Below are 1,829 nucleotides of genomic sequence, written 5' to 3'. Positions count from 1 at the left end.
CAGGCGCTGCAGGCGGCCGTCGACGGCCTCGGCGTCGCGATGGGAATCCGCCCCTATATCGACGACGACCTCGCTGCGGGGCGGCTGGTTGCGCCGTTCGAGCTCAGCGTGCCGAAGGGCATGCGCTGGTACCTCGTCTATCACGGCTTCCGCACCGGTCAGCGCGACTTCGCCGCCTTCCGCCGCTGGATCATCCGCGCCGCGGCCGAGCCCGCCGCGCGCGGCAAGGGGCAGCGATCCCTAATGAGGGAAGAGACGTGACGATCACATTGTCGCAGCCCCACCGGCTGGACAGCGTGACCAAGGACTGGCAATAATAGACAATTATTGGTTGCATTTATATTTGACCGCCCCGGCGGTCGCATTGATGGAAAACGCCATGTCCAAAGGCACAGTTTTCCTGATCGCTTTCGCATTGCTGATCTCATCCGTTCGGGCACCCGACGCCCAGCCGTCCGAAAGGCCGATCGGCATTCTGCTGGCTGTCGGCGACATCGCGAGCTGTCATCACGACCCGACGCGAAACGGCAAGGCAACGGCCGAGCTGATCAAGCGCGAGATAGCGAGCGCCAAGGCGATTGACCAAAGTCTGGAAGTTCGTGTCCTGGCGCTTGGAGATCTTGCCTACGACCACGGCTCCTCGGAAAGCTTCGGCTGCTTTGATGCGGCATGGGGAGAGTTCAAGGACAAGATTCTGCCGGTGCCCGGCAACCACGACTACGAAACCAACAACGGCGCAGCCTATTTCAAGTACTTTGAAACAACGCTGCGGAATTTGAAGGCTGACAAGGGGAAGGCCTATTTCTCAGTGGAATTTCCCGCGCCAGCCGATCCTGCCGACAATCGTTCATGGCTCCTGATCGGACTGGACAGCAACGTCGAAACCGGGGCCAGTTCGGAGCAGGTTCGGTGGCTCAAGGCTGAACTGAGCCGGACAAACCGGAAATGCATTCTCGCCTTCAGCCACGCCTTCTTTTACAGCTCCGGCCTTCATGGACACGGTGAAAACAGAACGGTCACCCTCGCCAAACCGCTCGTCCCCGAGAAACAAAGCCGCGCATTTTTCCAGGCGCTCTACGCCGGCCGAGCATCCGTGTTCGTGGCCGGACATGATCATCATTACGAACAGCTCGGTCGCGCGAACGCGGAAGGTAAACCGGCGGATAACGGACAAGCCGCGATGGTCCCCGACGGGGTGAGGTCGTTCGTCGTCGGGACCGGTGGAAAGGCCCTGTATTCAAACGACTATCGGAAGAAATGGGCATTTACCGAAGCATACGATCTGCGCAGCCATGGCGTGCTCAAGATCGAACTTTACCCGGATTCATACCAATGGGCATTTCTGCCCACCAAGCCCAACGAAGCATCGTTCAAAGTCATACGCGAGGTGAGAGCCGATAAGTGCAACCGCTCTTGAGCACTATTGCGCGTTTTCCGGTCAGCGCGCCTGTGACGAAAGATTCTTGCGCAGTGTGATCCAGTTCACAAAGTTCACCGCCAGGGGCGTGCTTTGGTCCCAACGGGAAAAACCTGGGATCGCAGGCATGATTTACGGCGCCTTTGAGATCAACTCATTTGAGGCAGGGAAGGGGCTATGGCACGCCAGGATTCAACGAGCCGATCGCGAGCCGGTCGTCATCGATGGCATCTTGTTTCCGACACTCGAGCTCGGCTTTGCGTGGTCCGATCCGGATGCGGCGATCGCCCACGCGAAAGCGCAGATCGACCGCTACGGCCGGCGCTATGGGGTGACCTCAACCGGGCCGTCGCCGACTTCGCGATAGTCGGCACCGCCGTGGTCGCGCCGCGCTGCGAAGCCGAGCCGGCGC

At 60.1% G+C, this 1,829-nt stretch carries 3 protein-coding genes; all 3 read left to right on the top strand.

Annotated elements, in window-relative coordinates; translation table 11 throughout:
• A partial coding sequence (locus CWO89_RS43840; protein ID WP_245476857.1) for a LysR substrate-binding domain-containing protein occupies positions 1–261 on the top strand: 261 nt, incomplete at its 5' end.
• Positions 262–379: 118 nt separating this feature from the next.
• Entirely contained in the window at positions 380–1,417 is a 1,038-nt protein-coding gene (locus CWO89_RS43835; protein WP_165421603.1) for a metallophosphoesterase family protein, read from the top strand.
• 127 nt (positions 1,418–1,544) lie between these two features.
• On the top strand, positions 1,545–1,784 hold the full coding sequence (locus CWO89_RS43830; protein WP_130584336.1) for a hypothetical protein: 240 nt from the start codon (positions 1,545–1,547) through the stop codon (positions 1,782–1,784).
• Positions 1,785–1,829 lie beyond the last annotated feature (45 nt).

Origin of the sequence: Bradyrhizobium sp. Leo170 (genome assembly GCF_004296405.1) — a bacterium.
GTDB lineage: Bacteria > Pseudomonadota > Alphaproteobacteria > Rhizobiales > Xanthobacteraceae > Bradyrhizobium.
The sequence above is the reverse complement of the archived record's forward strand: the minus strand, read 5'-3'. Positions and strand labels throughout refer to the sequence as shown.